Raw genomic sequence first — 24,178 nt, 5'->3', positions numbered from 1 at the left:
CTCTCCCGAGGTGCGGGGCGCGGTTGCATGGTCGCGCGCCTCGCAAAGGGAGGCAATCATGACAAGCTCGGATGGCCCGAAGGGCGGAAGTGGCACTCAAGGCAATAGAGCCGGGGTCCGAGGCCCACGCTGCGTGGCGCTGATCGGACCCTTTGCCAGCGGTAAGACAACTCTTCTGGAAGCCATTCTCGCCCGCACCGGCAGCATCACGCGCGCGGGCTCAATCGCCGATAATTCGACGCTCGGCGATAGTTCGCCTGAAGCCCGCGAGCACGCTATGAGCGTCTCCCTCAATGTCGCCGACGCGACATTCCTCGGCGAGACATTCACCTTCATCGATTGCCCAGGCTCGGTCGAGTTCGCGCACGAAGGCGCGCTCGCGCTGCCCGCTTGCGACATGGCGGTCGTTGTCTGCGAGGCCGATCCCAAGCGCGTTCCAGCGCTGCAGGTGATCCTGAAGCAGCTCGAAGACATGAGCGTTCCGCACATTCTCTTCCTGAACAAGATCGATAGCTCGACGATCCCGGTTCATGACGTCATTCCGAACCTGCAGCCGGCGAGCGCCATGCCGCTCGTGCTGCGGCAGATCCCGATTTTTGAGAACGGCATTGCGACAGGGTTCGTCGATCTCGCGTCGGAGCGGGCCTACGTTTATCGCGAACACGATTCCAGCAAGATCATCGAGCTGCCGTCGGCCATCGAAGCGCGCGAGAAGGAAGCGCGCTTCCAGATGCTCGAGAAGCTCGCCGATTACGACGATGAGTTGATGGAGCAGTTGCTGGCCGACATCCCGCCGCCGAACGATCGCGTGTTCGAGGATCTCTCGAAGGAGCTGCGCGAGGGGCAGATCTGTCCGGTTCTCATCGGCTCGGCCGAGCACGGGCACGGAATTCTGCGGCTATTGAAGATGCTGCGCCATGAGTGTCCGAGCGTCGAGCACACGGCAAAGCGCTTGGGGCTCGATGGCCACAAGTCCGCGGCCTACGTGTTCAAGAGCGTGCACACCAAGGCGGGCGGCAAGCTTTCCTATACGCGCATCTTCGCGGGTGAGATTGCCGATGGCGCGACCGTTACGGGGGCTGCCGGTCAGGAGCAGCGCGTCGGCGGCATCTTCACAATTCGCGGCGAGGAAGCCGTCAAGCGCGGCACGGCGAAGGCCGGCGAAACGGTGGCGCTGGGCCGGCTCGACAGCATTCATTCCGGCGAGACAATCGTCGTCGGCAAAACACCCATCGCGCAAATTCCGGTGCCGCAGCCGATGCAGCCGGCGCTCGCGATCGGTCTCGGTCTCAAGGACCGCAAGGACGAGGTGAAGCTATCGGCGGCCGTCGCCAAGCTCATCGACGAAGATCCGTCGCTGACGCTGGAACACAATGCCGAGATGCATCAGATTCTGCTGCACGGGCAGGGCGAGATGCACATTCGCGTGGCGCTCGAACGCCTCAACCGCAAGTACGGCATCGACGTGCAGCGGGAGAAGCGGCGCGTCGGCTACAAGGAGACGATCCAATCAGGCACGGAAGTTCGCGGCCGCCATAAGAAGCAGTCGGGCGGGCATGGGCAGTTCGGCGACGTCAAAATCGAGATCAAGCCGCTGCCCAGAAGCTCAGGGATCGTGTTCGACGAGACGATCACCGGCGGCGCCATTCCGAAGAACTTCATTCCCTCGGTCGAGATCGGCGTGCGCGATTACCTCACCGAGGGGCCTCTCGGCTTTCCCGTCGTCGATGTCGCGGTGACGCTGACGGACGGCTCCTATCACTCGGTCGATTCCTCCGACATGGCCTTCCGGCAGGCGGGGCGTCTCGCGATGTCCGAGGGCTTGCCGAAATGCAATCCGGTTCTGCTGGAGCCGATCATGGCGGTTTCGGTCGCCGTGCCGTCAGAAGCCAATGCGCGGATCAACGGCATCATCTCGCAGCGGCGTGGGCAGATCTTGGGCTTTGATGCGCGTCCCGGCTGGCCCGGATGGGATTTGATAGAGGCCCATATTCCGGAAGCCGAGATGGATAATCTCATCATCGACCTGAGGTCGGCGACGGCGGGTGTGGGATCGTTCACGTTCGCGTTCGACCACCTGTCGGAGGTTTCCGGGCGGCTGCGCGATCAGGTCCTCGCCGCGAGCCGGGCGGCGGCGGAGTAGTTTCAGCCGTTGAAGAGCTCGATACAATAAAGGGCGGCATTGAATGCCGCCCTTTCGAATTCGCTGCGATCTATTCGGACTTCAGGCCGGGACCGCCTTTGCGGGCGCGGCTTTGACCGGCGATTTCGGTCCCTTGAAGTAGTCGGTCACGGCTTCGACGAAGAGCGGAGAGATGCCCTGGGCGCCCTGGTCGAGGTAGGCCTTCAGCGCGTTGCGCATCCGCGGTTCCCAGAAATTGTGAATGTGCATGGAGATCCCATCGAGGGCTTCCTGCTTGGGATAGGCCTGGAAATACGCCGCAATCTGATTGGCCATGCGGACGAGATCGGAGCTTTGCATGTTGGACCGATTTTGTTGGGATTGACGGATGGGACAGGTGGCTAGTGATTGAAGACCACGGGGCCGTTGGGGCCCAATGACGCCAGGAACAGGTTGGCTTTCTTGGCGAGTTCCAGCGCAAGGACGGTCGGCGCTGAAACGGTGACCAGACCGACGATGCCCGCCGTCACCGATTTCTGCACGAGTTCGAAGCTGCAGCGGCTGGTCATCAGAACGAAGCCGTCCGTGCGGTCAATGCCTTCGGCGTAGAGCGCGCCGATGAGCTTATCGAGCGCGTTGTGGCGGCCGACGTCTTCGCGAACGAACTCGATTTCGCCGTCCTTCGACACCCAAGCGGCGCCGTGGACCGAGCGGTTGAAGCGGTTCATCGGCTGGTACTCGAACAGGCTCTTGTCGGCGCGCCGGATGACTTCCGGCGTGGGCGACCAGGTCCGCTCGAGCTGCTGCAGCGGCCGGACGGCCGATTCGATTTCTTCGACACCGCAGAGGCCGCAGCCCGTGCGCGCCTCCATGGCGCGGCGGGCGAGACGCGATGTTTCGATCGCCTCTTCGGGCACGGCGACGTCGATTGCCATGCCGCCGTCCACCGGCATCACGAGGATGCCCTGGATCTTCGCGGGGTCGGGGACGATGCCTTCGCCGACGAGGAACCCAATCGCGAAATCGCGAAGGTTCGCCGGCGTCGCCATCATCACCGTGTAGGGCTGAGAGTTGATCTGGAGCGCAATGGGCACCTCCTCGGGGAGCTGCCACGTGATCGACTGCGTGCCCGACGCGGACTGCAACTCGCCCACGGCCGGACGGGAGCACAGCTCCGGTCCGCCCTCAGGCTTGATTGTGTTCTTCGGCACGACGTTCATCGCAATCTTAACTCCAGGCCAGAAGGGCAGCGCTTACTCTGCCGCTTCCAGCTTCTTTTCCTTGGCAATACGCTTGTTCTCGACCTCGCGGCCCTGCCATTCCTCCTGCCATTCGGAGGGATGGTTGGAGACGTTCACCTGCACCGCCGTCACCTTGTATTCCGGGCAGTTCGTGGCCCAGTCCGAGTTCTCGGTGGTGATGACGTTGGCGCCCGTGACCGGATGGTGGAACGTCGTGTAGACGACGCCCTGCGGCATGCGATCGGAAACCTTGGCCGTCAGCGTGGTGGCGCCGACGCGGCTTGCGAGCGACACCTTCATGCCTGTCTTGATGCCGCGAACTTCCGCGTCGTGCGGGTGGAGTTCGAGGATGTCCTCGGGATGCCAGGCGACGTTGTCCGTGCGGCGCGTCTGGGCGCCGACGTTGTAGTGCGCAAGGATGCGGCCCGTCGTCAGGATGAGCGGGAAGTTCCGGTTCGTGCGCTCAGCTGTCGGCACGAAGCCCGTCAGCATGAAGCGGCCCTTGCCGCGCGTGAACTCATCCGTGTGCATGACGGGCGTGCCCGTCGGGTGCTCGTCGTTGCACGGCCACTGGATCGAACCCAGCTCGTCGAGACGATCGAACGACACGCCAGCGAATGTCGGCGTGAGGCGGGCGATCTCATCCATGATCTCGGCCGCGTTGTTGTAGTGCATCGGATGGCCCATGGCGGTCGCCAAGCGCGATACGACTTCCCACTCGGCCATGCCCTGCTTCTCGCGCATCACCTTGCGGACGCGGTTGATGCGGCGCTCGGCGTTGGTGAAGGTGCCGTCCTTCTCGAGGAACGACGTACCCGGCAGGAAGACGTGAGCGAAGGCCGCCGTCTCGTTCAGGAAGAGATCCTGGACGATGACGATGTCCATCGACGACAGCGCATGCTCGACGTGGTGCGTGTTGGGGTCGGACTGGGCGATGTCCTCGCCCTGGATGAACATGCCGCGGAACGTGCCGTCAGAGGCCGCATCGAACATGTTGGGAATGCGCAGGCCGGGCTCGCTATCGAGCTTGGTGCCCCATTCCTTTTCGAATGCGGCGCGCACGTCAGCGTTGGACACGTGACGATAGCCCGGCAGCTCGTGCGGGAACGAGCCCATGTCGCACGAACCCTGCACGTTGTTCTGGCCGCGCAGCGGGTTCACACCGACGCCTTCGCGGCCAATGTTGCCAGTCGCCATCGCGATGTTGGCCATCGCCATGACCATGGTCGAGCCCTGGCTGTGCTCGGTGACGCCGAGACCGTAGTAGATCGCAGCGTTGCCGCCCGTTGCGTAGAGCCGTGCAGCTTCGCGGACGAGCTGAGCCGGTACGCCCGTAATCTCTTCGGTTGCTTCCGGAGAATTCTCCGGGCGCTTGATAAACTCTTCCCAGCGGAAGAAGTCAGCTGGCTCGCAGCGGCGCTTGACGAACTTGCGATCAATCAGGTTCTCGGTCGCGATGACGTGACCGATGGCGTTCATGATGGCGACGTTGGTCGAGGGCTGAAGCTGCAAGTGATAGGCGGCTTCGACGTGCGGCGAGCGGACGATGTCGGTGCGGCGCGGATCGATGACGATCAGCTTCGCGCCTTCGCGCAGGCGCTTCTTCATGCGCGAACCGAAGACGGGGTGGCCGTCCGTCGGGTTGGCGCCGACGACCATGATGACGTCGGCCTTATCGACGCTCTTGAAGTCCTGCGTGCCGGCGGATTCGCCGAACGTCTGCTTCAAGCCGTAGCCCGTCGGCGAATGGCAGACGCGGGCGCAGGTATCGATGTTGTTGGTATTGAAGGCGCCGCGGACCATACGCTGGACGGCATAGACTTCCTCGTTCGTCGTGCGGGAAGAGGTGATACCGCCGATCGAGTCCTTGCCGTACTTCGCCTGCGTCGCCTTCAGACGCTCAGCGGCGTAGCTGATCGCTTCGTCCCACGATACGACTTGCCAGGGATCGGTGATCTTTTCGCGGATCATCGGCGTCAGCACGCGATCCTTGTGGGTGGCGTAGCCGAAGGCAAAGCGGCCTTTGACGCAGGAATGGCCTTCGTTGGCGCCGCCGTCCTTATAGGGCATCATGCGCACGACTTCCTCGCCACGCATTTCGGCTTTGAACGAGCACCCGACGCCGCAGTAGGCGCAGGTCGTAACGAGCGAGTGTTCGGGCTGGCCGACATCAAGTACCGACTTCTCGATGAGCGTCGCCGTCGGGCAGGCCTGCACGCAGGCGCCGCACGACACGCATTCGGAGGAGAGGAACTCTTCGTCCATGCCGGCGGAGACGTGCGAAGCGAAGCCGCGGCCATCGATCGTCAGCGCGAACGTGCCTTGCACTTCTTCGCAAGCTCGCACGCACCGCGAGCAGACGATGCACTTCGAAGGATCGAACTGGAAGTAGGGGTTCGAGCCATCCTTCGGCTTGAAGCGGTCGTTGACCTCGCCATCGGCTCGCTTGGCGAAAACGTGGTTTTCACCGTCGTAGCCGTAGCGGACTTCGCGGAGGCCGACAGCGCCCGCCATGTCCTGGAGTTCGCAGTCGCCGTTGGCGCCGCAGGTCAAGCAGTCGAGCGGGTGGTCGGAGATATAAAGCTCCATGACGCCGCGGCGGATGTTGGCGAGACGCGCATTCTGCGTCGTGACCTTGATGCCGGATGCGACGGGCGTGGTGCACGATGCGGGCGTGCCCTTGCGGCCTTCGATCTCACAAAGGCAAAGGCGGCAGGAGCCCCAGGCGTCGAGGCTGTCGGTGGCGCACAGCTTCGGGATCTGAATGCCGAGCTGCATCGCCGCGTTCATGATCGAGGTGCCTTCGGCGACCGTGATCTCTTGTCCGTCGATCTCCAGCGTCACCATCTTGGTGGCGTCGGTCACATCGGGGCTTGGCGTGCCGTAATCGATCTCTTTGATCAGGGTCATCGGCTTGACGTGGTGGTTCATCGAGCGTCCTCGTTGAGGATGTCTAGTCCTGAATTTACTCTGCAGCGTCCGCTAGAAACTTGTTCGCTGGCGGCGCAGGCTTGTGGAAGTCTTCGGGGAAGCCACGCACGGCACTCATGACCGGGAACGGCGTCAGTCCGCCCATGGCGCACAGCGAACCGTCCGTCATGGTCACGCACAGGTCTTCGAGCAGCGCCAAGTTCTTGTCGCGATCGACATTGTCGATGATCTTGTCGATCACCTCGACGCCGCGTGTCGAACCGATGCGGCAGGGCGTGCACTTGCCGCAACTTTCGATGGCGCAGAACTCCATGGCGAAGCGGGCTTGCTTGGCCATGTCGACCGTGTCGTCGAACACGACGAGACCGCCGTGGCCGACCATAGCGTCGACCTTGGCGAATTCCTCGTAGTCCATCGGCACGTCGAACTTGGATTCTGGAATGTAGGCGCCGAGCGGTCCGCCGACTTGGACCGCGCGAACCGGACGGCCCGTCGCCGTGCCGCCGCCCCAGTCTTCGATCAGCTGGCGCGTGGTGACGCCGAAGGCCTTTTCGACCAATCCGCCCTGCTTGACGTTGCCGGCGATCTGGAATGCCAGCGTGCCGCGCGAACGGCCGACGCCATAGTCGCGATAGAACTCGCCGCCCTTGTCGATGATGATCGGTACGGCCGCGAAGCTCATCACGTTGTTGATGATCGTCGGCTTGCCGAAGAGGCCTTCAATGGCCGGGATCGGCGGCTTGTAACGCACAATACCGCGCTTGCCCTCCAAGCTTTCGAGCATGGAGGTTTCTTCGCCGCAGATGTAGGCGCCTGCACCCATACGTACGAAAAGATCGAAGGAATGATTGGTTCCCTGGATGTTATCGCCCAGCCAATTGGCCTTGCGCGCGATCTCAATGGCTTCGCGCAGAACGTGTACAGAGTGCGGATACTCGGAACGGACGTAGATGTATCCCTTCTGCGCCCCGCCCGCGATGGCCGCGATCGTCATGCCTTCAATGAGGCAGTAGGGGTCGCCTTCCATCAGCATGCGGTCAGCGAACGTGCCGCTGTCGCCTTCGTCGGCGTTGCAGGCGACGTATTTCTCGCCGGCGGGAAGGTCGTGAACCGTCTTCCACTTGATGCCGGTCGGGAAGCCGGCGCCGCCGCGGCCGCGCAGGCCCGATGTCGTCACTTCAGTGACGATGTCGATCGGCTTCATCTGCAAGGCCTTGGTGAGGCCCTGGAAGCCGCCGTGCTTGCGGTAGTCTTCGATCGACAGGGGATCGGTGATGCCGCAACGCGCGAATGTCAGCCGCTCCTGGTTCTTGAAATAGGGGATTTCCTCGGTCAGGCCGTGGCCCAGAGCGTGGGCCTCGCCTTCCAGGAAGCCTGCTTCGAAGAGGCCGGCGACATCGCTTGCTGCCACGGGACCATAGGCGACGCGGCCTTCAGCTGTTTCGACTTCGACGAGCGGCTCGAGATAGAGCATGCCGCGCGAACCGTTGCGGACGACTTCAACGTCCAGCTTGCGGATCGTGGCTTCCGAGACAATCGCAGCGGCAACTTCGTCGGCTCCGACGGACAGCGCTGCGGCATCGCGGGGTACGAAAACCTTGATCATTCCGCGGCTTCCTTCTCAAGTCCGCCGATGATCTCATCAAAGCGTTTAGGATCGACTTTGCCGTAGAGCTTCTCGCCGACCATGATCGCGGGTGAGAGCGCGCAGTTGCCGAGGCAGAAGACCTGCTCGATCGTTACCATACCGTCGGCTGTGGTGCCGCCGAGGCGCGTGTGCAGTGAACGCTCCGCGTGCTCACAAAGTGCATCGGTGCCCATGGCCTGGCAGGCTTCGGCGCGGCAGATCTTAACGACGTGCTTGCCGGCCGGCTGGCGTCTGAATTCGTGATAGAACGTCAGCACACCATAAACCTCAGCGCGCGAACGGTTTAGCGCCCTGGCAATCACCGGCAGCGTTGCATCCGGCACGTAGCCGAGCTGGTGCTGCAAGTCGTGAAAGATTTCGAGAAGCTCGTCGGGCTTGTTTCCGTGGCTTGCGCATACAGCCAGTGCCGCGACCTCAGCAGGGGTCGGAGCAGGAAATTGTTCTACCCGTGAGCCGTTAGTTTGCTTTCCGGCCTTCTTCGCCATGTCGGCGTTTCCTCAACGTTTTATTGGCGGTCGCCATGACGCACACGCCACTTTGCCGCATGATTTTACGTGTGTCATTCCGCCCTGGTATTCAAATCGATATGGTCGATCCTATCATAGATTTCGCCTATGATCGGGCGCAATAACTATGGCTAAACGCGCAGTTTGAGACGAAGGCCGCGGACTAAGTGCCGGGCTGCGCTCAAGAAATGCTGTTGGCCGAGAACTTGGCAGCCGCTGCCTGAAACGCGCGCACGAGGGGTGCGACAGGATCGCGGTCCTGCGTTAAGAGGCCGACGCTGTGGGCCACTTTGGGTTCGACGAGGGGGATTGCTTTCAGGCCCGGGTCTTTGCCCAACAAGTCCAAGAGATAATGGGGCATGACGCTGGCGAGCTGCATCAGCCTCACATTCGAATAAAGATTGATAACGGAGTTCGTTTCCAGCGCTGGGGCGGGCTGGCAGCCGGCGTCGTGAAAGGCCCGGTCGATGATCCGCCGGTTCTGCATGTTCGATGTCAGAAGTCCGAGCGGCAACTCGGCGGCTTCGCGCCAAGTCACGGTCTCACGATTAGCGAACTCGTGACCGTCCGGAATGAAAAGACAGTAGCGTTCAAAGTAGAGCGGCGTCGCGATGAGATTGTTGATCGGTTCGTTGTCGAGGTAGCTGATGCCGGCGTCGATCGAATAGTCATCGAGCCCGCGCAGGATTTCCTCCGAGCTCATCGACATGATCGTGAAGTTGATCTGCGGATGCAGCTGCTGGATGTCGCGCGTCAGGTAGGGGATCATCGGCAGCGCCGACGGAATGGCGCCGAGCGTCAGGCGGCCCGTCAAGCCGAAGTCGCTGATCGCGAGGTGCGCCAGCTCCTGGTGCATTGAAGCCCAGTTGTTGAGGATCAGCTGCGCCCACTTGAGGACGCGCTCGCCCTCCTGTGTCAGGCCCTGATACCGCTGGCCGCGCTCGACGATGGGCACGCCGAGTTCAAGCTCGAGCTGGCGGATACGACCCGACAGCGTTGGCTGCGTGACGTTGCAGGCCTGGGCCGCACGCGTGAAATGCTTCTCGCGGGCAAGGGCGACCAGATATTGAAGCTGGCGGATGTCCATTCGTCTCTCTCTCCCGAGAGAGGGCTAATCATCGGCGGTTCGATGATCAAATACAATCGAGCGGCCCTTTGAGGCTCGATCGGCTCGCAGCGTGCGGGCGACTGCTCGGCAGAGTTAGAAGTCGAGCCCGCCCGCGTCGAAGACGTGGCCCGAGAGCGAACGGCCACGGCGGGAAGCCAGATGCAGCGCCAAGCTCGCCACGTCCGGTTCGTTCGCCAGGTAAGAGCCCGAGCGGCTGCCGTCATAATAGGTTGCCGGGCCGACGCCGTTGATACGGATACCTTTGCCCGCCCATTCACGGGCTTCCCGGGCAATCATCGATGCGAGCGCCGTTCGAGCATAACCGGCGATGGCAGCGGTGCGGCCGTCGTGGGGCTCGGGCATTTTCAAAACGTTTAAGACCATGCCTTCGCTCAGCACCACGCACATGCGGTTGGCGATGACGCGCGTCAGTTGGGCGAGAGGTGCGAGCTTCGCCGACACGAGCGCTTCGAGGTCGCCGTCAGCGCGAATGGCGCGGATTTCCGCTGACGAGATCGAGGCCATGTTGATCGCGGCGTCGAGCCCGCCGTAGGTCTGGGCGGATGTCTGCGCGAACTTCGCGGCCGAATCGGCAGTCGATATGTCGAGCGTGTGGAGGCGGATTTCGCTGGCGCTCTGGGTCAGCAGCGCGGCGAGTTCCACCAGCTCAGGGGAAAGGTCGGTCGTATGGACGACGAGCCGGGCTTTGAGATCGGCAAAGGCGCGGGCCACGTCGACCCCTGCTATGCCAGTGAGACCCGTGATGAGGATGCGCGCCCGCGCAAGTTCACTCGAGACATCTGATTCGACGCTGGTACCAACTCGATCCATGTACATGCGGTCTTCCCCTCCAGGCATACGCTTTACCAACAAACGCGAGGCGCCGTCGGTCTGACGATAGCACGCCGATTCGCCTAACGAGATCTAAACAGCGCGCCGATTCGGGTTTGCGGGAGACAGGTCAAGGGCGGTTTTGCGGCTATGCACCGCCGCAGCAGATATGTTCATAAATAGAATCGTGTGACCCGGACGCCCCGCCGGTAGTATGATCTGAACAGTTGAGCCGATGACGCGCCAATAAGGTGGTGATAGCGGTCCCCGGTACATTGCTTCCGTTCATCCGTCTGCGAAGGTTGAGAGCAAGACGAATCGAAGGCAGCCTGGAACACCATGACAAAGCAGGATAATTCAAAGCCGCAGGTCAGTGTCGCTCCCACCGACACCGCTGCGCCGTCGCAGGCTCTCGGACCCGCTCCAGCAGCCGGACCCGCCGCACCGCCGACGGGTGACGCTTCAGACGGGGGAACGCTGGAGCCCCAGTCGCGAGACGGGCTCATCGTAGCCTCGATCGTGATCGTTTCGGCTGCTATCGGCATGATGTGCTTTGCGCAGATCGGACTGTCGCTGCATGTTTCTATCGCGACAGGCGTGATCGTGCTGGCGCTGTCGATGCTGCTTCACAAGCACATTCAGAAATCGGCGCAGATCGCTCAGCTCAAGGCTGAACTGGCGCGCACGCGGCATGAGACGAAGCCGAGCGGCGCGAAGGCCAGCGATGCCAAGGCGGCTGCTTCAAAGATAAAGGCTGCTCCGGTGCGTCCGGCCGTTGCTGGGGCGGGGGCTTCCACCTCGCCGTCACTGCCCGTCGGGCAGACGCCGGGCACGCCCGAATCTCGGATCCGCGAGTTGAGCCGCGACATCGGCAACATCGTGCCTCGCCCGGACGTCGTTCCGGTCCCGCCTCTCAACGCAACGCAGCCGAAGCCGGCAGCTAACGAACCTATGAACGTCCGCCCGATGGCTCCGGCTGACGCTGCCGCCGAGCGCGGAAGCGACAAGGCTGCCCGTACGGCGCCGCCCCGCCCGGTGATCCAACAGGGTCTGCAGCCTTCCCTCGAGATGCCGCCCAAGGCTCCGTTGGTCGCGGCGAACGATGCAAAGGGCCGTCCTGCATTCGCAGCTCCAGTCGCGGACAGGCCTGCGCCTCCAGCGGAGCCAACCCGTGAGCGCTGGTCGTTCCGCCGACGCGTCGATGCGCAGCCGCAGCAGCCGCCGGTGAAGGGTCTGCCGGGCTGGCCGGCGGGCGCCGAGGAGGCGCCTGCCAGCAACGTTGCGATGACGATCGAGGGCGATCTGGAACTCGTCCAGCGGAAGATCAAAGAGCTCGCAGACGAAGTGAATGCTGCCGAAGCGATGCGTCCGGCCAAGCCCGTGCGTACGAATGACGAACCGAAGGCGCCGGCGAGCGCGCTTGAGGATTCCATCGGTGCGTTGCGCGCCGTTGCCGCCAGCATGCGGCAGCGTCCGGGGTTCGGCGATTTCGTGCCGGGTTTCGACACGGCTGCGCGGAAGCCCGCGCCGGCTGTGCCCGCACCGGCAGCTGCGGCTCCGATTGCGCCGCCCGTCGCGCCGGCTCCCGCGGCGTTGGCCGTCCCGCCAGCGCCGGTGGCTGCCGCGCCCACGGCTCCGGCACAGCAGCCGTACGGCCCGCCCGCACCGCCTGAGCCGGCGCTGTCGCAAGGTCTCGGCGAGCTGGTCATTCCAGCTACGGCTGAGCGAATTGCCGGCTTCGATCCGGATGACACGGTCACGGCCGGTCAGGACTTCGATGAGCCAAGCTTTGAGCTGCCTTTGGGTAATGACACCGCTCGTCAGGACGGGGAGACCGCGCTTCCAGAACTGACGCTGCCCGATTTGCCCATTCTGGAGTTCTCGGCTGAAACGGCGCCCACGCCGGAGCTGCCGCCGCGCGCTGCCGCGATCGCACGCGCCATTGAAGATGAGTCGATTGAAGTCATGTTGGGGCCGATCGTTACGCTCGCGGAGCATTCGGTTGGGCATTACGAGATGACGACGACGCTTCGGTCCTCCGCAGGCGATGCGCTGGAAGCGAACGAAGACGACTTCGCCCTGATCGGCGAACTCGACTCGCGCTTCGACATCGCGCGTCTCAATCGGGCGGCAGCTCTCGCGGCGCGAATGGATGCGCGTGAACGCGGCGGTTCGCTTTTGGCGAGCTTCCTTGGTTCGTCGGTGACGAGCAGGGCGTTCCTCGAATCCTTCGCCAATACTTACGAAGCGCGGCCGCGCATTGCCCAACAGCTCGTGCTGACGTTCTCGCAACGTGCGATCGACAGCTTCACGCCATCGGCGTGGCAGGCGCTGCGGGATATGCACTCGTTCGGCTTCCGCTTCGGGCTCGAATCCATCGAGCACATGGGAACCGACTTCGCGGTGCTTCAGCAAACAGGCTTCCGCTTCGTACGGTTCGACGCGCAAACGCTTCTCAGCGGGATGTCAGCGCGCGACCGGTTCGTGCCTGCGGAAGAGATCTTGCAGCGTGCGTCGGCAGCTGGTCTGTCGGTCGTCGCGAGCGGGATAGCAGATGCCTCGGCGCAGAAGCGTTTGCTCAGCGCGGGCGTTCTGCTTGGACAGGGGCCGCTGTTTGGCGCACCTCGTCAGGTGAATGTCGATGGCAGCGCGGGTACTGCGCCGGCGAAGCATTCGGCTGCTGCTTAAGGCGCGCGCCGGACAAGAAACGACGTGTGACGACGGGGCCGGATGACAGTTCGGCCCCGTCTCCATTATAGGCCGGGCATCGAGGTCACGTTGGCGGATCTCGCGTGAGGCCTCGCATGACCGACATCCCGCTCATCACTTCCATCGCACCGCTCGCCGCTTCGTCCGACCTCTGGTTCGTCGACATATGGGGCGTCATTCACAATGGCGTCCGTCCGTTCGCGTCGTCGGTTGCGGCTTGCGAAGCATTCCGGAAGAAGGGCGGCACTGCGCTTCTCGTCACCAACTCTCCGCGTCCGCATGAGAGCGTCATGCGCCAGCTCGACGGTATCGGCGTCGCGCGTTCGGCCTATGATGGCATTGTCAGCTCGGGGGACGTTTCGCGCAGCCTGATCGAGGCTTGGGCGGGGCGGGCGATCCTGCACATCGGTCCGTCGCGTGATCTGCCGATCTTCGCCGGACTTACCGCGAAGCCGGGCGCGACCGTCGATGATGCCGAGGTTGCCGTTTGCACCGGCCTCTATGACGACGAAACCGAGACGCCGGCCAACTATTCAGCGCTGCTTGAAAAGCTCAAAGCGCGGGGCGTGCCGATGATCTGCGCCAATCCTGATCTCAAGGTCGAGCGCGGCGGCCGCATCGTCTACTGCGCCGGTGCGATCGCTGCAGCCTATGCGGCACTGGGCGGCGACGTGAGCTACGCGGGCAAGCCGCATCATCCGATCTACGAGCTGGCGCTGCGCACAGGATCCGAATTGCGCGGGGCTCCGGTCAGCAAGGATCGCGTGCTTGCGATCGGCGACGGCGTGGCGACCGATATTGCCGGCGCCGTGAAGTTCGGCATTCGCTCAGTGTTCATTGCGAGCGGCGTCTATGTCCGTTCAGGTGAATCGCTCACCGCTGCGGCCGGGCGGCTTTTCCCATCGGATAAGCCGCAGCCGGTCGCGGTGATGAAGAGCTTCGACTGGTAAGCCTGACGGTCCCTCAGGCGACCGTCAGCACGATTTTGCCGATATGAGCGCTGCTTTCCATGCGCGCGTGCGCGTCGCTCGCCTGCGCCAGGGGGAAGGTGCTGTCGATCGGGATCTTGATCTCGCCCGCGACGATGCGCGGAATGACGTGTTCTTCGATGCAACGGGCGATGCCGCCCTTCACTTCGGAGGAGCGAATGCGCAGCGTCGAGCCGGTCAGCGTCAGCCGCTTCAGCATCACGCGGATGAAATCGACCGTTGCGGTCGAGCCCTTCTGATAGGCGATGTTGACGAGGCGGCCATCGTCCGCCAGCGAACGGATGTTTTTCTCGATGTAGTCGCCGCCGACCATGTCGAGGATCACGTCGACGCCTTTGCCGCCCGTTTCGGCCTTGATCACCTGCGCGAAATCTTCCGTGCGGTAATTGATGGCGAAGTCCGCGCCGAGCGCGCGTGCGGCTGCGCATTTCTCATCCGAACCGGCGGTGGTGAAGACGGTCGCGCCGAACGCCTTGGCGAGCTGGATCGCAGTGACGCCGATACCGCTCGTGCCGCCGTGGACGAGGAATTTCTCGCCGCTCTTGAGATGGCCGCGATCGAACACGTTGTGCCAAACGGTGAAGAACGTCTCCGGAATGGCTGCGGCTTCGATGAATGAAATCGCGTCCGGCTTCTTGATGCAGGCGAGTTCGGACACCGCGACGTACTCAGCGTATCCGCCACCGGGAACGAGCGCCATGACGGCATCGCCGACGGCGTAGTGTTCAGCGTTCTCGCCAAGCGCTGCAATGGTGCCTGAAACTTCGAGGCCCGGTAGCTCGGAATGGCCTTTGGGAGATGGATAGTTTCCCTGCCGTTGCAGAACGTCCGGCCGGTTTACGCCTGCTGCTGCAACCTTGATCAAGACTTCGCCGGCTTTGGGCTGTGGCACCGGCACGTCGCTCAGCTTCAACACCTCGGGGCCGCCGGATCCGGCGATAGCAACGGCTTTCATCGATGCTGGCAGGGTCATTTCGCTCGCTTTCTCAGTTCAGGTGAGGCGAGAGGAATGCACGGGGATGTTCATGGGAGCAAGCACATCGGCGCCAGGCGAAGCTTCGTTCCACCAATCGTCTCGACGATGAACTTCCTCGTGCGCGAGCGCTCGACCGTTGGCGGCATCTCAAATAAGGTCGCGCGAAAAGACGGAAAGGAGGAGCAGCCATGGACCTCGACGATCTCGTGCCGCAAAAAAAGCCCGATGGCGTGGCACTCGGAGATAACCTCGAAAGGCTGTCCGTCGCCGAGCTGGAAAAGCGGGTGGTGGACCTCGAAGCGGAGATTGCCCGGGTGAAGGTCGAACTCGGCCGGAAACGTCAGCACGAGGCGGCCGCGCACTCACTTTTCAAATCGTGAAGAGCGGCTGAAACTTTTATTTCAAATGCGCTGCATGCCGTCCGTTTTTGGGAATGCTCCGAATTCGGACGCTGTTTCGAAATGCTAACGCTGAGGTTAGCAGCTCATGACACGGCTTAACCGAAGCTTAAGCATATCGGGCCATTTTGGGAGTCGATCCAGGCCATCTGGATATAAGCGGGCCCTCTGCCGCTGAATTGACGCCTCCCTGTTGACTTTCGGGCCGCTCGGTAGGGCGGCTCTTTTTTTGCATTGTCCACAGGAGCCTCACCGTAGATGGGGAAAGATGCCCCGTTTTGGGCGTTCTTGTTAACTACTGGTGCTCTAATGTCAGTTCGTGGTAGCAGTTGCGGACGGGTAAGCGTTTGTATCGTTGAGGGTCATGAGTAACGTATATCGCGTGGACGGCGCCCCTGTGAGCGGCGCCACAACGGTCTCGTTCGGTGAGCGATTTCAGTCCTCCGAGCAGTTTGACCACATCTTCAAAGAAGGCATGGCGCTCGTCGAGAGGACAGCCAGCTATCTTGATGGACCAGGGCGCAAAGAAGCCAAGGATCTCGCCGGCAGCGTCGGCGTGCTCTATGCCACCGAAAGCATGCGGCTGACAACTCGGCTGCTCGACCTCGCCTCATGGCTCCTGATCCGCCGCGCGCTCCGCGAGGGCGAGATCACGGAAGACGAAGCGCAGAAGAAGCGCCGGCGCGTGAAGCTGCAGGCCTTCGGCCGGCCTTCGCATGTTAAGGGCTATTCCGAGCTTCCGCAGGGCCTGCAGAACCTCATCGAGGAAAGCTTTAACCTGCACGATCGCATTTCTCAGCTCGATCGCGTTTTCACGAAGCCTTCGGCGGCCGAGATGCCGCAAGCGGCGGTCAACCCCGTCGCTCAGCAGGTGGGCCTGCTGGAACGCGCCTTCGCAGCCAAGTTCAGCTGAACTTAGCGCTCAGCTCAGCCCGATACGAAAAAAGCCCGGTCCTGCGACCGGGCTTTTTGTTTTTCGGTAACGATGCCGATCGCGACGCGGCGATCAGAACATGCCTTCGAACTTCTTCTTGAAGCGCGAGAGGCGGCCGCCACGGTCCATCAGCTTCGCGTCGCCGCCGGTCCAGGCGGGGTGCGTGTTGGGATCGATGTCGAGGGTCAGCTTGTCGCCGGGCTTGCCGTACGTCGAATAGGTCGTGAATTCGGTTCCATCGGTCATCACCACCGTGATCTGGTGGTAATCCGGGTGGAGGTCAGCGTCTTTCTTCATGGCCTTGGGTCCGTCTGGTAATGCGTTTTAACGGCGAAGCTCTGACGAGCCCCGGCCCCGGTTCGTTGCAAAGGGGACTGAATTGGCGGGATCTTTAGCCGAGATAATGAGCCTGCACAAGGCCACATAGCGCGGCGAACCTGAGTAAACCGTAAGGATTGACAGTCAAAAAGCGGCCCATTGTCTCTTGAGCCTAGCTGCCTCGTGGGGCATGGTCCGGGCCGGCTTAAGGGCGGAAACATCTTGTTTCCCCGAGCTTTGAGACCAAAAAAAAGGCCGATGAGCAGCGACGTTGCAGAGCAGGGCCCCCAAGGGGTCCAAACCGCCGAAGAAGATACTCGGCAATCACGGCGCATCGCGCTCAAGCCGCTTCTCACCCTGAAGCCCCTGATCCTGGCCCATAAGGGGGCGCTGTGGGGCGCGATCATTGCCCTCGTCGTCTCGGCGTTCGCGATGCTGTCGGTGCCGCTTGCCGTCCGCCGCATGATCGACAATGGCTTCGGCGGCAACGATCCGGCCCTGATCAACGCCTACTTCGCGACGATGATCGGCATCGGCCTCATCATCGCCATCGCCAGCCCCGCGCGCTTCTACTTCGTGAACTGGATCGGTGAGCGGGTGGTCGCGGACCTTCGGGCGAAGGTGTTCGCGCAGCTTGCCAAGCTCGGTCCAGCCTACTTCGATCTCAATCATTCCGGCGAGATCATGAGCCGCCTGACGGCGGACACGACGCAGATCAAGGCGGTCGCCGGTTCGGCGCTCAGCCAGGCCGCGCGCAACACGATCATGCTCATCGGCGCGCTCATCATGATGTTCGTCACGAGCCCCAATCTGTCGGCGCTCGTGTTCCTGGCGATCCCGATCATCGTTCTGCCGCTCGTCGCGTTCGGGCGCGCCGTGCGCCGCCTGTCACGGGAGGCGCAGGATACGCTCGGCGAAGCCTCAGCCTATGCTTCCGAAAACCTTGCCGCTTACCGGACGATGCAGGCCTATGTGAACGAGAAGACGGTCTCGGAGCGCTTTACGCGCGCCGTCGAGAAAACGTTCAGCGCTGCCAAGCGCCGGATGCTCGCGCGCGCAGCGCTCACCGGCGTTGCGATCTTCCTCACCGTCGTCAGCGTGACGGGCGTGCTCTGGTATGGCGCGTCCCAAGTCGTCGAAGGCGATATGACGAGCGGCCGGCTTGGGCAGTTCGTGCTGTACGCGCTCTTTGCAGCCGGCGCGCTTGCGGAGCTGTCAGAAGTCTGGGGCGAGATGAGCCAAGCGGCCGGCGCGGCGGAGCGTTTGACCGAGATGATGGCGACTGTGCCCGACATCCGTTCGCCCGAAAAGCCGACGCCGCTGCCGGAGCCTTCAACCGGCACCATCGCGTTCGAGAACGTATCCTTCGCCTATCCAGCGCATCCAGCGGAGAAGGCGGTCCATGGCGTGTCGTTCCGGGCGAACCCGGGAGAAACGTTGGCGCTCGTCGGCGCTTCGGGTGCGGGCAAAACGACGATATTCAACCTGCTCCTGCGCTTTTACGATCCGAACGAAGGTGTCGTTCGCGTCGATGGCGTCAACGTCGTCGATGCCGATCTGGCGGCGCTTCGCCAGCGGATCGCGCTCGTACCGCAGGATGTTGCGCTCTTCGCCGATACGGTGGCCGAAAACATTCGCTACGGCACGCCGGGCGCCACGCTGTCGGAAGTTCGCCGTGCGGCGGCGGCTGCTCAAGCTGACGAGTTCATTCGCCGTCTTCCCGACGGTTACAACACGAAGCTCGGCGAGCGGGGCACGTCGCTTTCCGGCGGCCAGCGGCAGCGTATCGCCATTGCGCGCGCCATTTTGAAGAACGCGCCGATCCTGCTGCTCGATGAGGCGACGAGCGCGCTCGACGCGGAGAGCGAAGGCGCGGTGCAGCGGGCTCTTGAAGATCTGATGCAGGGCCGGACGACGATCGTCATCGCGCACCGGCTGGCCACCGTTCAGAAAGCCGACCGGATTCTCGTCATGGAAAAGGGCCGGATCGTCGAAGCGGGCACGCATCTCGAATTGGTGCGCCGCGGCGGAATTTACGCGCATCTGGCAGAGTTGCAGTTCGGGCGCGAAGCCGCCGAGTAGCGCGGCGGCTCCCGGCAATTTTAATCGACTCTTAATATCAGTAGACTGATCATCAGTATCATGAGGATTCTGATGGTCATAATCCTGCTCTTTGGCGGCTGCGCGTACGATATCTCGTGCAACAACGGCGAGACGATCCATTGGCTCGCCTACACGATCGGTATCACGTGAGGGTACGAACGCAGCGGCCAAGCCGAGCTTTGATAGCGCTTCGCGGCTACGAGGCGGCGCTTTATCTGTTCGTCAGTTTGAGCTCGATGCGCCGGTTCTTTTGGAAGGCTTCTTCCGTTAGCCCCGTATCGATCGGCGCGAACTCGCCGTAGCCCGCCGCGACGAGGCGTTCAGGCGGGACACCCTTCGAGATCAGATATTTGACGACGGAGGAGGCGCGCGCCGTCGATAGTTCCCAGTTGGACGGATACTGCGAACGCGAGATCGGGCGGATATCGGTGTGGCCGTTGATCTGCAATGCCCAATCGATGTCAGGTGGGATCTCCCGCTGCAATTCGATGATCGCGGCGGCGATCTGATCCATCGCAGCATCACCCTCGGGCGTCAGCGTTGCCGATCCGGCGGCGAAGAGAACTTCCGATTCGAATACGAAGCGGTCGCCGGCGATGCGGATGTCCTTGCGGTCTTTCAGAAGCTCGCTCAGACGGCCGAAGAAGTCGGAGCGGTAGCGCTTCAGCTCCTGCACCTGCTGGGCGAGCGCGGTGTTGAGGCGGGCGCCGAGATCCTTGATCGTCTTGTCGCTTTCGGTGCTCTTCTTCTGGGACGCATCAAGCGCATCGCTCAAGGCGGCGATCTGGCGGCGCAGCGCCACCAGCTGCTGATTGAGAAGATCGACTTTCGACAGGGCTTCGGCCGAGATGTTCTTCTGCTTTTCGAGATCGGAGCCGAGCGCTGCGACGCGGCCTTCGGCGGCCTTCGCCCGTTCGTCGGCGCCAATGCCTGCGCCGCTCAGCTTCTCGTTCTCGCTCTTGAGTGCGGCGAGGGACGCTTCCAAAGCGGCGAGTTCATCCTGGGCTGATTGCGACTTACCCTTCTCAAGCGAGAGCATAGAGGTCAGCTCGCTGATCTGCTGTGTCAGGCGCTGAAGTGCTGAGTCCTTGCCTGTGACCTCCTGCGCTGAGAAGTACTGCGCGATCATGAAGATCGACATCAGCAGGGTGACGACGAGCAGCAGCGTCGACAGCACGTCGACGTAGGCAGGCCAGAACTCCCCGTACTCACCGCCGCGACGGGACCGTCCGCGTGCCATGGGCGCTCTAGACCCCGCGCTTCATGGCGTCGGCGAGATTGCGCAGCATGTGGGCAACCTCGGCCTGGCTTTGGGCCTGTTCGTCGACCCACTCCCTCACGACTTTCTGCTCCGAACGCATCTGGGTGACGAGCTGGTTGACCCCGCGGGCGAGGTCGCGAACGTCGTCCTGAGCGGGCGCGCTCTTGGCGGGAAGCCCCGCCTGATCGGCGACACGATTGGCGAAGTCCTCAAGCGAGCGCTGCATCTCGACCACTGCGGAGAGGAGCTGGCGGTTGACGTAGTCGTTGGTGTTGGCGCCGGTTCCTGCGGGCGTCAGCTCCGTGATGCCCGAGAGCCATTCCTCAAGTTCGTTATAGAAGCGGTTGTGCGCGTGGCTCGCCTGAAGTTCCAGGAAGCCCAGCACGAGCGATCCTGAAAGACCGAGCAGAGATGACGAAAAGGCCGTTCCCATGCCCTTCAGAGGCGCGGCCAGGCCCGCCTTCAGATCGCTGAAGAGCTGGACGTTGTCGGTCGCCTTGCTGTCGAGCGTATCGATGGCGTGGCCGACGGAAAGGATCGTTTCGAGAAGACCCCAGAAGGTGCCAAGGAGGCCCAGGAAGACGAGGAGGCCGACGAGATAGCGGCCGGTGTCGCGGGCTTCATCGAGCCTGGAACCGATCGAGTCCATGAACGAGCGCATGGCCGCGGTCGAGAGCGAGAGCGTGCCGGTGCGGTCGCGCAGCATCGTCGCCATCGGCGCCAGCAGGACGGGGCGGGCGCTGATCGAGAGGCCCGGATCGGAAATGCGGAAAGCATTGACCCAGCGAATTTCCGGGTAAAGTCGGAAGACCTGGCGATAGGCGTAGACGATGCCGAGCGCCAAAGCACCGACGATCAGGCCGTTGAGGCCCGGATTGTTCAGAAACGAGTTCTTTAATTGATCGAAGAGAATGGCCGCCAGAAAGCCGACCAACGTCAAAAAGATCGTCATCCGCAGCAAAAAGACACCAGGTGGTGTCAGCCGCCTCGATACCGGCGCGAGTGCCGAAGCATCGCCCGGGCGGATCTTGGCCATTTCTCGCCCTCCGGAAGCCCCGCTTGTCCGCTAGAACCTTAGCGCAAGGCTGTCCCATCGAAAACGGGCAACATCATGCCCAAGCCGCGGCTGGACCGCGACTATGCAGCACGATGCGGCAGGATTTCAGGACTTTCTGATGAGGTAGGAGCCCAAAGCCTTGTGAATGGTGGCGTTGGCGGCCAAAACGTCGCCCGTTTCCAGCATCTTATCGCCACCGTTAAGATCGGTGACGAAGGCCCCCGCTTCGCGGGCAATGACGATGCCGGCGGCAACGTCCCACGGCTGAAGATTATGCTCCCAGTAGGCATCGAAGCGGCCGGCGGCGACGAAGGCCAGGTCGAGGGCGGCGGAGCCGGTGCGGCGGATGCCCGCCACTTCCTTCATCAGCACGTCCATCTCTTTCAGGAAGCGGGCGTGGCCCTCGCGGCCGCGATGGGGAATGCCGGTCGTGACGAGGGCATCGCCCAAGTTCTTGCGGGCGGCGACGCGCAGGCGGCGGTCGTTCAGGTAGGCGCCTTTGCCCTTTTCTGCGGTGAAGAGCTCGTCGCTCGCGGGATTGTAGATGACACCCGCCACGAGCTGGCCCTCGCGTTCCAATCCGATCGAGATCGCGAACAGCGGATTGGAGTGCAGGAAGTTGGTGGTGCCGTCGAGGGGATCGACGATCCAGGTGTGGGTCTTGTCGGCGCCGACGATTTCGCCGCGTTCTTCCATGAGGAAGCCGTAGGTGCCGCGGGACTTCGAAAGCTCGCGAAAGATGATGTCTTCGGCCTTGTGGTCGGCGGCGGAGACGAAGTTCGCAGGCCCCTTAACCGACACCTGGAGATGCTCGACCTCGCCGAAATCGCGGATCAGGCTGCGGCCGGCCTTGCGGGCAGCCGAGATCATGACGTTGAGGGTCGGGGAGACGTTGCTGCTCATTTCGATGGTCCGGACGGGCGCGAATAGGGGAGTGCGGGCTCTAACGGCTCTTGCCCCGGGTGGCAAGGTGACGGAAACGCTAAGGTGCGTCAGCGAGGCCCGCGTCCACTCTTATCCGGTCGGACCAGGCGGACGCTGCGGCTTCCGCTTTCTGGCGATCCGCCTTGGGCATGGCGGCGATCCGCGCGTCGAGTTCTTCGTCCTCGTAGCCGTTCTTCTTAGCGATCAGCCGCCACTTGGCGGCTTCGACCGGATCCTTCTTCACCTTGATGCCGTCGAAATAGATGTAGGCGAGGCGATTTTGCGCTCCGGCGATGCCTTTGCCGGCCGCGGCTTTCATTAATGCCGGAATTTTTGGCTCGTCCTTCGTCAGACCCATGCCCTGGATGAGGCGAATGGCATACTCGTATTGCGCCTCCGGGTAGCCTTGCTCGGCGGCGCGGGAGAGCCAACGGGCGGCTTCCAGAGCGTTGGCGTCCGTACCGGTTCCATTTTGGTAGAGGGCGGCGAGGTCGTACTGGGCCTGGGCCAAGCCTTTCTCTGCAGCGTAGCGGATGTGCTGGAAGGCGCGAATTGGGTTTTCGGGTTTGCCGTCGCCTTTGAGGAAGAGCAGGCCGAGATTGTAGTTGGCGTCGGGCTGCCCGGTGAGCGCCGCCTTCTCGAAGAGTTCGGCGGCGGCTTTGCGGTCCTTCTTCACGCCTCGGCCTTGCGCATAGGAGATGGCGAGCGCGAAGGTGCCTTGGATGTCGCCCAGGTCGGAAGCGCGCTTGTAGTATTCGAACGCTTTGCGGTCGTCCTTCTGGACGCCGAGGCCTTCTGTGTAGATGCGTGCGATCAGCGTGTTGGCTTGCGGCTCGCCGCGGGCGGCGGCTTCTTCTGCGAGCTTCAGGGCCGTCAGATACTGGCCCTGATCGAAAGCCGTGTAGGCGGCGTCGTCGCCCGTCGCCGGCACCTCCGTCGGGATCTTGTTGCGCATGTCGGAGGCGCCACCCGGCTCAGGCACAAGCGTGGCGGGCGCCGTCGATTGGGGGGGCTTCTTGGGCGACGGCGCGAGCTTGGGGACCGGCGTTTCCTTTTCGCGCGTGAACCAGGAGCTGCTTTCGGCAAACGCTGGCGCCGCGGCTGCGACCGCAACGACGCCGGCAAGCGCCAGAGGGACGGCGAACTTCGCCGCGCGTTCGATCATTGCGCGGGCTCCGGCGTGGCGAGCGCCGCCGAAAACTGGCGCATCCGCGCGCCGGCCGCTTCCTCTGTATCGGCAGAAGTGATGCGTATGGCGACGAAGTCTGCGCCCGCCAAGGCGAGGGCATGCGCGGCGTCGGCATCATCGACATTGAAAGCGACGCAGGGGATCTCGAACAGCTCGCTCCACCAGGAGACGAGATCCAGCTGGCGCTCGGCGGCGCGTTCGCGATCTTCGACGTGAGGTGGAACTCCAAAGGCCACGTAATCGGCGCCGCCTTCGGCAATTTCCATCGCGTCGTGACGGCTGCGGCCGGCGTCAACGCCGATCACCATCGACGCCGATGCGGATTGCTTCAACGTCTTGAACTGGCGGGCGATATCTTTTGACCAGGGAAGGTGGATGCCGTCAGCCCCGAGCTTGCGCGCGTCGTCGACGCCCAAAGCAACGAGCGCTGCGATATTTCTTTTTTGAGCTTCAGCAATGAGCTGGCGTGCGGTTTCTGAATCGAGTTCCGCACCCTCGGCAGCTCTGATGAGAACGCTCTCGACAGGGGCTGCCGCGCAGGCCGCAATCAGCACGCGCGCTGCGTGCGCTGGGGCGGATCCTGCAGTGACCTCGAAGTCTAGATAAAGGCTAGTGGCGCTCGACAAGCGATAAGGCTCCCAATTTCACGCCCGCTCTTCGAAGCCGATTGCGGCGGAAACAAGAAGGGGCGCACATTCACACGATTTGACAACATCGTTTCCGGCTCTGGGTCGCAGTAAACGGGTCTATACTCAAGCCGATTCGAGTTTTCTCGGTCACAGACCGGTTTTTTCGCCGGATTCCGGGGCTTACGCAGTTTACCAATCCGGGGGGACGGGCGATGCTCGCCTATCTCTAAGTTTCGGCGTTTTTCCGCCAACTTGAGGGCTCACGTAATGCTGGCAACGCTGGCATCGGCGCGCCACTCGCCTA

At 62.8% G+C, this 24,178-nt stretch carries 20 protein-coding genes; 6 read left to right on the top strand and 14 right to left on the bottom strand.

Annotated features, from left to right (window positions below; genetic code table 11):
- The first annotated feature begins 58 nt into the window (after nt 1-58).
- Nucleotides 59-2,143, top strand: coding sequence for an elongation factor G (locus tag VFG26_RS12125; RefSeq protein ID WP_325025608.1), 2,085 nt, complete (start codon nt 59-61; stop codon nt 2,141-2,143).
- A gap of 81 nt (nt 2,144-2,224) precedes the next feature.
- On the opposite strand, the gene VFG26_RS12120 is transcribed toward VFG26_RS12125, so the two are convergent.
- From VFG26_RS12120 to VFG26_RS12090, 7 genes are all read right to left on the bottom strand, one after another.
- Nucleotides 2,225-2,482, bottom strand: a complete 258-nt coding sequence (locus VFG26_RS12120; RefSeq protein ID WP_325025606.1) for a formate dehydrogenase subunit delta — start codon at nt 2,480-2,482, stop codon at nt 2,225-2,227.
- A 41-nt stretch (nt 2,483-2,523) separates the two neighbouring features.
- Nucleotides 2,524-3,342 carry a formate dehydrogenase accessory sulfurtransferase FdhD gene (gene fdhD, locus VFG26_RS12115; RefSeq protein ID WP_325025604.1) on the bottom strand — a complete coding sequence of 273 codons (819 nt, stop codon included), beginning with the start codon at nt 3,340-3,342 and terminating at the stop codon, nt 2,524-2,526.
- A gap of 33 nt (nt 3,343-3,375) precedes the next feature.
- The gene (gene fdhF, locus VFG26_RS12110; protein ID WP_325026100.1) at nt 3,376-6,273 is read right to left on the bottom strand and encodes a formate dehydrogenase subunit alpha; all 2,898 of its coding nucleotides are present in this window, start codon (nt 6,271-6,273) and stop codon (nt 3,376-3,378) included.
- A 55-nt stretch (nt 6,274-6,328) separates the two neighbouring features.
- Complete coding sequence (locus VFG26_RS12105) at nt 6,329-7,900, bottom strand: NADH-quinone oxidoreductase subunit NuoF (RefSeq protein ID WP_325025601.1); 1,572 nt, start codon at nt 7,898-7,900, stop codon at nt 6,329-6,331.
- The gene (locus tag VFG26_RS12100) at nt 7,897-8,427 is read right to left on the bottom strand and encodes a formate dehydrogenase subunit gamma (RefSeq protein ID WP_325025600.1); all 531 of its coding nucleotides are present in this window, start codon (nt 8,425-8,427) and stop codon (nt 7,897-7,899) included. Before VFG26_RS12100 ends, VFG26_RS12105 begins: the two co-directional genes overlap by 4 nt.
- A gap of 202 nt (nt 8,428-8,629) precedes the next feature.
- Complete coding sequence (locus VFG26_RS12095) at nt 8,630-9,535, bottom strand: LysR family transcriptional regulator (RefSeq protein ID WP_325025598.1); 906 nt, start codon at nt 9,533-9,535, stop codon at nt 8,630-8,632.
- Between the two features lie 114 nt (nt 9,536-9,649).
- Complete coding sequence (locus VFG26_RS12090; RefSeq protein ID WP_325025596.1) at nt 9,650-10,393, bottom strand: SDR family NAD(P)-dependent oxidoreductase; 744 nt, start codon at nt 10,391-10,393, stop codon at nt 9,650-9,652.
- A 333-nt stretch (nt 10,394-10,726) separates the two neighbouring features.
- On the opposite strand from VFG26_RS12090, the gene VFG26_RS12085 reads away from it, so the two are divergent.
- Both VFG26_RS12085 and VFG26_RS12080 read left to right on the top strand, forming a co-directional pair.
- The gene (locus VFG26_RS12085) at nt 10,727-13,075 is read left to right on the top strand and encodes an EAL domain-containing protein (protein WP_325025594.1); all 2,349 of its coding nucleotides are present in this window, start codon (nt 10,727-10,729) and stop codon (nt 13,073-13,075) included.
- 116 nt (nt 13,076-13,191) lie between these two features.
- Nucleotides 13,192-14,046, top strand: a complete 855-nt coding sequence (locus VFG26_RS12080) for a TIGR01459 family HAD-type hydrolase (RefSeq protein WP_325025592.1) — start codon at nt 13,192-13,194, stop codon at nt 14,044-14,046.
- Between the two features lie 13 nt (nt 14,047-14,059).
- On the opposite strand, the gene VFG26_RS12075 is transcribed toward VFG26_RS12080, so the two are convergent.
- Nucleotides 14,060-15,058, bottom strand: coding sequence for an NAD(P)H-quinone oxidoreductase (locus VFG26_RS12075; protein ID WP_325025591.1), 999 nt, complete (start codon nt 15,056-15,058; stop codon nt 14,060-14,062).
- 191 nt (nt 15,059-15,249) lie between these two features.
- On the opposite strand from VFG26_RS12075, the gene VFG26_RS12070 reads away from it, so the two are divergent.
- Together VFG26_RS12070 and VFG26_RS12065 are read left to right on the top strand one after the other, a co-directional pair.
- The gene (locus VFG26_RS12070) at nt 15,250-15,441 is read left to right on the top strand and encodes a DUF1192 domain-containing protein (protein WP_325025589.1); all 192 of its coding nucleotides are present in this window, start codon (nt 15,250-15,252) and stop codon (nt 15,439-15,441) included.
- Between the two features lie 382 nt (nt 15,442-15,823).
- Complete coding sequence (locus tag VFG26_RS12065) at nt 15,824-16,372, top strand: DUF1465 family protein (protein WP_325025587.1); 549 nt, start codon at nt 15,824-15,826, stop codon at nt 16,370-16,372.
- Between the two features lie 93 nt (nt 16,373-16,465).
- On the opposite strand, the gene rpmE is transcribed toward VFG26_RS12065, so the two are convergent.
- Complete coding sequence (gene rpmE / locus VFG26_RS12060; protein ID WP_325025585.1) at nt 16,466-16,690, bottom strand: 50S ribosomal protein L31; 225 nt, start codon at nt 16,688-16,690, stop codon at nt 16,466-16,468.
- Between the two features lie 279 nt (nt 16,691-16,969).
- Between rpmE and VFG26_RS12055 the strand changes: the two genes are divergently transcribed.
- Nucleotides 16,970-18,793 (top strand): ABC transporter transmembrane domain-containing protein, encoded by a 1,824-nt coding sequence (locus tag VFG26_RS12055; protein WP_325025583.1) that lies wholly within the window; start codon nt 16,970-16,972, stop codon nt 18,791-18,793.
- A 232-nt stretch (nt 18,794-19,025) separates the two neighbouring features.
- Here VFG26_RS12055 and VFG26_RS12050 read toward each other — a convergent pair whose 3' ends face one another.
- The 5 genes from VFG26_RS12050 to VFG26_RS12030 form a co-directional block, all read right to left on the bottom strand.
- Complete coding sequence (locus VFG26_RS12050; RefSeq protein ID WP_325025581.1) at nt 19,026-20,054, bottom strand: peptidoglycan -binding protein; 1,029 nt, start codon at nt 20,052-20,054, stop codon at nt 19,026-19,028.
- 7 nt (nt 20,055-20,061) lie between these two features.
- Complete coding sequence (locus VFG26_RS12045) at nt 20,062-21,111, bottom strand: flagellar motor protein MotA (RefSeq protein WP_325025579.1); 1,050 nt, start codon at nt 21,109-21,111, stop codon at nt 20,062-20,064.
- Nucleotides 21,112-21,237: 126 nt separating this feature from the next.
- Nucleotides 21,238-22,035: an inositol monophosphatase family protein gene (locus VFG26_RS12040; RefSeq protein WP_325025577.1), complete on the bottom strand. Its 798-nt coding sequence runs from the start codon at nt 22,033-22,035 to the stop codon at nt 21,238-21,240.
- A gap of 79 nt (nt 22,036-22,114) precedes the next feature.
- Nucleotides 22,115-23,221 (bottom strand): tetratricopeptide repeat protein, encoded by a 1,107-nt coding sequence (locus tag VFG26_RS12035; RefSeq protein WP_325025575.1) that lies wholly within the window; start codon nt 23,219-23,221, stop codon nt 22,115-22,117.
- Entirely contained in the window at nt 23,218-23,871 is a 654-nt protein-coding gene (locus tag VFG26_RS12030; protein WP_325025573.1) for a thiamine phosphate synthase, read from the bottom strand. The genes VFG26_RS12035 and VFG26_RS12030 overlap by 4 nt, the downstream gene beginning before the upstream one ends.
- Between the last annotated feature and the right edge of the window lie 307 nt (nt 23,872-24,178).

The sequence above is a fragment of the Hyphomicrobium sp. genome (assembly GCF_035687085.1).
Classification (GTDB): Bacteria; Pseudomonadota; Alphaproteobacteria; order Rhizobiales; family Hyphomicrobiaceae; genus Hyphomicrobium_B.
Note: the sequence above shows the minus strand (reverse complement) of the source record. Positions and strands in the feature narration are given on the sequence as shown.

Bases quoted from the DNA above. Each gene is read 5' to 3' on its own strand.
- VFG26_RS12125 (WP_325025608.1), top strand. From the start codon at position 59: ATGACAAGCTCGGATGGCCCGAAGGGCGGAAGTGGCACTCAAGGCAAT.
- VFG26_RS12120 (WP_325025606.1), bottom strand. From the start codon at position 2,482: ATGCAAAGCTCCGATCTCGTCCGCATGGCCAATCAGATTGCGGCGTAT.
- fdhD (WP_325025604.1), bottom strand. From the start codon at position 3,342: ATGAACGTCGTGCCGAAGAACACAATCAAGCCTGAGGGCGGACCGGAG.
- fdhF (WP_325026100.1), bottom strand. From the start codon at position 6,273: ATGACCCTGATCAAAGAGATCGATTACGGCACGCCAAGCCCCGATGTG.
- VFG26_RS12105 (WP_325025601.1), bottom strand. From the start codon at position 7,900: ATGATCAAGGTTTTCGTACCCCGCGATGCCGCAGCGCTGTCCGTCGGA.
- VFG26_RS12100 (WP_325025600.1), bottom strand. From the start codon at position 8,427: ATGGCGAAGAAGGCCGGAAAGCAAACTAACGGCTCACGGGTAGAACAA.
- VFG26_RS12095 (WP_325025598.1), bottom strand. From the start codon at position 9,535: ATGGACATCCGCCAGCTTCAATATCTGGTCGCCCTTGCCCGCGAGAAG.
- VFG26_RS12090 (WP_325025596.1), bottom strand. From the start codon at position 10,393: ATGTACATGGATCGAGTTGGTACCAGCGTCGAATCAGATGTCTCGAGT.
- VFG26_RS12085 (WP_325025594.1), top strand. From the start codon at position 10,727: ATGACAAAGCAGGATAATTCAAAGCCGCAGGTCAGTGTCGCTCCCACC.
- VFG26_RS12080 (WP_325025592.1), top strand. From the start codon at position 13,192: ATGACCGACATCCCGCTCATCACTTCCATCGCACCGCTCGCCGCTTCG.
- VFG26_RS12075 (WP_325025591.1), bottom strand. From the start codon at position 15,058: ATGACCCTGCCAGCATCGATGAAAGCCGTTGCTATCGCCGGATCCGGC.
- VFG26_RS12070 (WP_325025589.1), top strand. From the start codon at position 15,250: ATGGACCTCGACGATCTCGTGCCGCAAAAAAAGCCCGATGGCGTGGCA.
- VFG26_RS12065 (WP_325025587.1), top strand. From the start codon at position 15,824: ATGAGTAACGTATATCGCGTGGACGGCGCCCCTGTGAGCGGCGCCACA.
- rpmE (WP_325025585.1), bottom strand. From the start codon at position 16,690: ATGAAGAAAGACGCTGACCTCCACCCGGATTACCACCAGATCACGGTG.
- VFG26_RS12055 (WP_325025583.1), top strand. From the start codon at position 16,970: ATGAGCAGCGACGTTGCAGAGCAGGGCCCCCAAGGGGTCCAAACCGCC.
- VFG26_RS12050 (WP_325025581.1), bottom strand. From the start codon at position 20,054: ATGGCACGCGGACGGTCCCGTCGCGGCGGTGAGTACGGGGAGTTCTGG.
- VFG26_RS12045 (WP_325025579.1), bottom strand. From the start codon at position 21,111: ATGGCCAAGATCCGCCCGGGCGATGCTTCGGCACTCGCGCCGGTATCG.
- VFG26_RS12040 (WP_325025577.1), bottom strand. From the start codon at position 22,035: ATGAGCAGCAACGTCTCCCCGACCCTCAACGTCATGATCTCGGCTGCC.
- VFG26_RS12035 (WP_325025575.1), bottom strand. From the start codon at position 23,221: ATGATCGAACGCGCGGCGAAGTTCGCCGTCCCTCTGGCGCTTGCCGGC.